At 61.4% G+C, this 6,576-nt stretch carries 5 protein-coding genes; 3 read left to right on the top strand and 2 right to left on the bottom strand.

The genetic code is table 11. The features are described from left to right. Window positions 1–932, bottom strand: a 932-nt coding sequence (mnmC2, locus tag VL003_RS07390; protein ID WP_325441092.1) for a tRNA (5-methylaminomethyl-2-thiouridine)(34)-methyltransferase MnmC2, incomplete at its 3' end; no start/stop codon positions are given. A 148-nt stretch (window positions 933–1,080) separates the two neighbouring features. On the opposite strand from mnmC2, the gene VL003_RS07385 reads away from it, so the two are divergent. Continuing rightward, window positions 1,081–1,929 (top strand): inositol monophosphatase family protein, encoded by an 849-nt coding sequence (locus VL003_RS07385; RefSeq protein ID WP_325441090.1) that lies wholly within the window; start codon window positions 1,081–1,083, stop codon window positions 1,927–1,929. A gap of 10 nt (window positions 1,930–1,939) precedes the next feature. Here the strand turns inward: VL003_RS07385 and VL003_RS07380 are convergent, their stop codons facing one another. After that, window positions 1,940–3,619, bottom strand: coding sequence for an AMP-binding protein (locus tag VL003_RS07380; protein ID WP_325441088.1), 1,680 nt, complete (start codon window positions 3,617–3,619; stop codon window positions 1,940–1,942). Between the two features lie 111 nt (window positions 3,620–3,730). On the opposite strand from VL003_RS07380, the gene VL003_RS07375 reads away from it, so the two are divergent. Continuing rightward, window positions 3,731–4,939, top strand: coding sequence for a M20 aminoacylase family protein (locus tag VL003_RS07375; RefSeq protein WP_325441086.1), 1,209 nt, complete (start codon window positions 3,731–3,733; stop codon window positions 4,937–4,939). A 150-nt stretch (window positions 4,940–5,089) separates the two neighbouring features. Then, a complete protein-coding gene (gene mgtE / locus VL003_RS07370; RefSeq protein ID WP_325441084.1) occupies window positions 5,090–6,568 on the top strand; it encodes a magnesium transporter in 1,479 nt (492 codons plus the stop codon). The last annotated feature ends 8 nt before the right edge of the window (window positions 6,569–6,576 follow it).

Genomic DNA, 6,576 nt, shown 5'->3' with positions numbered 1-6,576 from the left:
AGCCTCGCCCGCTGGTCGTCGTCACGCGATACCAGTGGGGTGATGGCTGCGGCCAAATGACCGCGATGACTGGCGCCTCGACCTGCACTTAACGAGGGGTCGGCCACCAATACCTCGCAGCCCCGCAGGGCCAGGGCGTGTGCCATGCCGGCTCCGGCCGGCCCGGCGCCGACGATAAGTATCGGCCCCGATTCCTGGGCCGCAGTGCCCCGACCAAGCCCTGGGCGCAAGACCGCTTGCGTCATTGCCCACTTGCCGCCAAGCCCAGGTGTCTTGCGAACCAGAAACCCTGCGTCGCGCAGATCGCGGCGCACCGCGCCATTGGCACACCAGGTTGCCGCTGTTGCGCCGGGCCGGGCGATGCGCACTAATTGTCCAAACAAGGCGGGCGACCACATTTCGGGGTTCTTCGTGGGCGAGAACCCATCGAGAAAGAACGCATCGACGCCGGCCTGCGCCTCGCGTGCGGTGTGTTCGATACGACCAAAAATCAAGGTCAATGTCACGCAGCCGCTGTCGAACTCGAGCCGATGCACGCCAGGCAGCAACTCAGGCCAGGACTGCACAAGCCTCTCGGCCAGGGGCCTTAACGAATCAGGCAGTTCCCGCGAGGCGGCGGCAAGGTCCTTGCGTGAAAACGGATGGGCCTCGAATGCCAACACGTGAAGCCGCCCACTGCGTCGCGGGTCTTCTCGCCAGGCCTGCCACAGTGCCAGGAAGTTGCGGCCCAGACCGAAGCCGGTTTCGCACACAGTGAACGACGCCCTGCCGCGCCAACGACCGGGCAGCCCGTTGCCATTAAGAAAAACGTGGCGGGCCTGTTCAAGCGCCCCCTGGCGAGCATGATAGACGTCTTGATGACGAACGCTGAACGGCGTGCCGGTTTCATCGCGCCGCAAGGCAGCCGGCTCGAGCGGCATGAATCGGCTCATTGCGCGCCACCCGGGCTGCGCGCGCCCGAGTTTCGTCCACGACCGCCCAGCCCGCCACCACACCGGCTTGCTGCACATTCACAACGTTGCGCGACGCCGTTATTAATGTTGCGTACACTAGTCTCTTTTACTGCAAGCTCGTTCACGTATGCCTTCGTCTCAGTTTCATCTTAGCGAATACCTCAATGCCGCCATCTCGGCAGCGCGTACCGGAGCCGCAATACTGCAGGCTCACTCATTGCGCCGCACCGACCTCGTCATCGGAAAAAAAGCGCGCAACGACCTGGTCTCGCAAGCCGATCATGACGCAGAAGCCGCCATTATCGAACACCTGCGCGCCAGCACACCACAGTTCGGCATCGTAGCCGAAGAAACCGGCGGGCAAACCAGTGGCGCCGCCACCTGGTATATCGACCCACTAGACGGCACCACCAATTTTCTTCACGGCATTCCCCATTACGCCGTGTCGATCGGGCTTATCGCCCATGCCGGCACAACCGTCGACGACGGCCCGCCGCTCGCGCACGACACACCGGTCATCGGTGTGGTCTACGACCCCAATCGCGAAGAGCTCTTCACCGCCATGCACAACGTCGGCGCATGGCTCAACGAACACCGGCTCTCATGCTCGCAGGCCGACAGCTTTGCCGAAGCCTTGTTGGCAACCGGGTTTCCGTTCAGAGATTTTTCGTTTGCCGAAGAATACATGCCCACACTGAACGCCGCCCTGCCCGCAACGCGTGGGGTACGGCGCATGGGCTCGGCAGCGCTGGATCTGGCCTGGGTTGCCTGCGGACGCTTCGACGGCTACTGGGAAATGGGCCTGGGGCCCTGGGACGTTGCGGCCGGCACGCTTATCGTACGCGAGGCAGGCGGCATCGCCGAGGACATGCGGCATATTCAGCCGTGGCCCCAAGGCGGCTACCTATATGCCGGCAACCCAAAAATCGCACAGGCGTTGGACACCATGATTCAACCGCACTTACGCCCACGCTAACATTCAAACATCAACGCTGGGCTGCGTCGCCCTGGTCGCGCAGCACCCGGCGCAGCAGCTTGCCGGTATTGCTTTTGGGCAGCTCCTGGCGAAACTCGATTTCGTGGGGCCGTTTATAGCCCGTTAAATGCTGCACACACCAGGCGCGAATATCAGCTTCGGTCAAGGCGGGGTCTTTCTTTACCACGAATAACTTCACCATCTCGCCGCTTTCAGCGCTGGGCATACCCACCGCCACGCACTCGGCCACCCCGGGGTGCTGCATTACCACCTGCTCGACTTCGTTGGGATACACGTTGAAGCCCGAAACCAGGATCATGTCTTTCTTGCGATCAACGATGCGCACCCGGCCTTCGGGGCTCATGATACCGATGTCGCCGGTCTTGAAGTAGCCGCCACAGAAGGAGTCACGTGTTTCGTCGGGCAGCTTCCAGTAGCCTTTCATGACCTGAGGCCCGCGGATCGCCACCTCGCCCGCTTCTCCGTAAGGAAGCTCATGGCCGTTGTCATCGAGCATGACCACGTCGGTGGAGGGCAGTGGCAGGCCTATGTCGCCGGAGTACTCGCGGGCGTTGGTGGGGTTCACAATCGCCACCGGTGACGTTTCAGAAAGCCCATAGCCTTCGATCAGCGGCAGGCCGGTGACCTTGTGCCAGCGCTCGGCCACGGCCTTCTGCACTGCCGCTCCGCCGCCAAAACATAAGCGCAGCGCCGAGAAATCAAGCTTGGCAAAGTCAGGGCGATTAAGCAGGCCGTTGAACAAAGTGTTGACCGCTGGAAAGATACCCACCGGGTCGCGCCGCCATGCCGACAAAATGGTGTCGAGCTTGCGCGGGTCGGCTATAAGCACACTGGTCATGCCCGCATGCATGGCAAAGAGCCCACATACCGTAAACGCAAAAATATGGTACAGGGGCAATGCAGTAAGAATGACCATGCCCGCACCGCAGGTTTCGCCCAGAACCGGGCGCGCCACCGCCTGAACCTGCAGGACGTTGGCCACCAGGTTGCCGTGGGTCAACATGGCCCCCTTGGGCCTGCCCGTGGTGCCGCCCGTGTACTGCAACACCGCCACGTCATCCAGGCTAAGACGCACCGGCGCACGAGGCGTCGAAGCCCGAAACCGCATGATGCTTTTGAACCGAACCGCTTCATTCAGAGTATGCGAGGGCACCATATGCTTGACGTGCCGAGCCGCAAAGTTCAACACCGCACCCTTGATACCAAGCAGGTCGCCCACCGATACCAGCACAATCTTTGCCGGGCGTATCTCAGGCTCAACCTTCTCCAGGGTGGCGGCAAAACTTTCAAAGATGAAGATCATGTCGACTTCGGCATCTTCAAGCTGATGCCGAAGCTCTGGTGCGGTGTACATGGGGTTGACGTTGACCACGACCATGCCCGCGCGCAACACGCCCACCAGGATCGGCAAATAGGCCATGACATTAGGCATCATCAGCGCCACATGACTACCCGCAGCCAAACCCTGAGCCTGAACCCAGGCAGCCACCGCCTCGGCATGGCGGTCAAGCTGTGCAAAGCTCATGTCGCTTCCCATGAAAGCTGCGGCACGGCGCTGCGAATGCTTCTTGCAAGCGCGATCGATCAGATCAGGTAACGACTGATACCCATCGGTGCTGATTTCGGGCACAACGCCTTCGGGGTAATGTTTGATCCAGGGCCTTTGCATAGCTCCTCGCTTTCCCGCCCCGCCGGCGGGGTATTTGTTTTTGTCGATCGGCGTTGAAGATACTTCGCGATCAAGGTACAGTTTATCGTCAAGTATCAAGGATCCGGTTTCATGAAATTAGTCGAACCCATCGTAGGTTGGCAAGCCGAAATGGCCGACATCCGTCGCGACATCCATGCCCACCCCGAACTTGCCTACGAAGAGGTGCGCACTGCCGACCTGGTGGCCCGCCTGCTCGAGTCCTGGGGCATACCCACACATCGCGGTATGGGTGTCACCGGCGTGGTCGGCATTATTAAAGGGCTCACACCAGGCACAAGGGCCGTCGGCCTGCGCGCCGACATGGACGCCCTGCCCATGCAAGAGGCCAATACCTTCGCCCACGCCAGCAAGCACGCCGGCGTCATGCATGCCTGCGGGCACGACGGCCATACCGCCATGCTGCTGGCCGCGGCCCGCTACCTGGCCCAGAGTCGCGATTTTGCAGGCACCATCTACGTGATTTTCCAGCCTGCCGAAGAAGGTTTCAGCGGCGCAAAAAAAATGATCGACGACGGCCTGTTCGAACGATTTCCCATGGAAGCCGTGTTCGGCATGCACAACTGGCCCGGCATGAAAGCCGGCACCTTCGCTGTTCACGACGGCCCGGTCATGGCCTCGAGCAATACGTTCGAAATCACGATCAGGGGCAAGGGGGCACACGCCGCCATGCCCAACCTGGGTCACGACCCGGTCATGGCTGCTGTTCAACTGGCCCAGGCATTTCAAACCATTATCACCCGCGAGCTCGACCCTTTGGATCCCGCTGTGCTCAGCATTACTCAAATCCACAGTGGCTCGGCCGACAATGTCATTCCCGACGACGCCGTCATGCGCGGCACCGTGCGCACTTTTTCCGACCAGGCAATCGACCTTATCGAAAAACGCATGCGTGAAATCGCCACGCTTACCTGCCAGGCCCTTAACTGCTCGGCCGACTTCATCTTCGACCGCCGCTACCCGCCCACCCTCAATCACAGCGACGAAGCCGCCTTCTGCGTCGAAGTCCTGCACGATCTGGTCGGCCCCTCGGCGGTCGACCAGACACGCGCACCCTCCATGGGCGCCGAAGACTTCGCGTTCATGCTCAAAGAAAAACCCGGCTGCTACGTCTGGATCGGCAACGGAGACGGCGACCATCGCAGCCACGGGCATGGCCTGGGGCCCTGCATGCTGCACAACAGCAGCTACGACTTCAACGACGAAGTACTGCCTTTGGGTGCAAGCTACTGGGTCGAGCTTGCCCGTCGACGCCTGGCGCGCCCGCCCGACGCCGGCTAAGCGCCGCTCAATCATCTCCATGTCACCGCCGCAAGGCTTGCTTCCGCTACAATAGCAAGCCACCACGGCGCAGTCGGCTTATCGCCCTACTCCGGGCCTGATTCCCGGTAAGCACAGCCCCCCGACCCAGTTTCATCAACAAGGTTGCCTATGTCGGAAACGCCAGTCACGCCCCCAGAGGGCCCCATCACGATTCCGCGCCGACTCGACCCCGAAGATGCCCAGCTCGCGTTGCAGCGCCTGCAGTCCATCCTGAAGCGTCAAGAGGTAGTCGAGGCCCTGGCGCATCGCCAGTACGAAACCGACGAGCGCTCGAACCTGCTGGAAGGCATGCTGCACCGGCAGCACGAGAACGAGATCAAGGACATTGTCAACGACCTGCATCCGTCTGACATTGCCTTCATTCTCGAGTCCCTGCCCGAGAACGAGCGCCAGGCGGTCTGGCAACTGGTCAATGCCGAACACGACGCCGACGTTCTGCTCGAGGTCGACGACTGGGCGCGAGAATCGCTCATCAAGTCCATGGATCTGCAAGACCTGGTGGCAGCGACAGGCACCATGGACACCGACGAGCTGGCCGACCTGGTGCCCGACCTGCCTCCGGACGTCGTGGCCGAAGTGCAGAAAGGCCTTACCGACGAAGAGCGCGCCCAATTGGTCGAAGCCATGGGTTACCCCGAGGACACGGTGGGCGCCATCATGGACTTCGAGATGGTGCGTGTACGCGAGGACGTCTCCCTTGAAGTCGTGCTGCGTTACCTGCGGCGCCTGCAGGAGCTGCCCGACCACACCGACCAGATCTTCGTCGTCGACCGCCAGGACCGCCTGCGCGGCACGCTGGCGCTGACGAAACTGCTTATCAGCGAGCCTGAGCTCGAAGTGTCAGAAGTGATGAGCACCGACTACCTCACCTTGAATCCGCTCGACTCCGACGCCGATGCAGCCGGCGCCTTCGAGCGCTACGACCTGGTCTCGGCCCCGGTAACGGACGACCAAGGCCGCCTGATCGGTCGCGTCACCATCGCCGACGTGGTGGATGTGATTCAGGAAGACTCTCAGGAACAAGCCCTGTCGCGCGCCGGCCTGCAAGAAGAAGATATTTTCGCGTCGACTTTCAACGCCATGCGAAACCGGGCGCCCTGGCTGGTGGTCAACCTGTTCACGGCTTCAACTGCGGCATTTGTCGCTTCACGGTTTGAGGGCACTGTCAGCCACATTGTGGTGCTGGCCTTCCTCATGTCCATCGTCGCGGGCATTGGCGGCAACTCGGGCAACCAGACCATGACGCTGGTCATCCGGGCACTGGCGGTGGGCCGCATCAACAGCTCCAATGTCTGGCCACTGGTCAGGCGCGAGCTTAAAGTCACCCTGCTGGTGGGCATCTTGGGTAGCTTGTTCGCCACGGCGTTTGCTTGGTACATCTCTCGATCATGGGCGATTGCTTTGGTGATGATGGCAGCGATGATCGGGAACATGCTGATCGGCGCGACAGTGGGGGTCATCATCCCGCTTATCCGCGATCGCGTGGGCAAGGATCCGGCGATGGGGTCGTCGGTGCTGCTGACATTCTTCACCGACTCACTCGGGTTCTTTATTTTCCTGGGCCTGGCTACTTTATTCTTGCTGTGAGTCGGGTG

This window comes from Pusillimonas sp. (assembly GCF_035515275.1).
Taxonomy (GTDB): Bacteria; Pseudomonadota; Gammaproteobacteria; order Burkholderiales; family Burkholderiaceae_B; genus Pusillimonas.
The sequence above is the reverse complement of the archived record's forward strand: the minus strand, read 5'-3'. Positions and strand labels throughout refer to the sequence as shown.

Excerpts from the sequence above, each read along its gene's own strand:
- VL003_RS07385 (WP_325441090.1), top strand. The coding sequence starts at position 1,081 with ATGCCTTCGTCTCAGTTTCATCTTAGCGAATACCTCAATGCCGCCATC.
- VL003_RS07380 (WP_325441088.1), bottom strand. The coding sequence starts at position 3,619 with ATGCAAAGGCCCTGGATCAAACATTACCCCGAAGGCGTTGTGCCCGAA.
- VL003_RS07375 (WP_325441086.1), top strand. The coding sequence starts at position 3,731 with ATGAAATTAGTCGAACCCATCGTAGGTTGGCAAGCCGAAATGGCCGAC.
- mgtE (WP_325441084.1), top strand. The coding sequence starts at position 5,090 with ATGTCGGAAACGCCAGTCACGCCCCCAGAGGGCCCCATCACGATTCCG.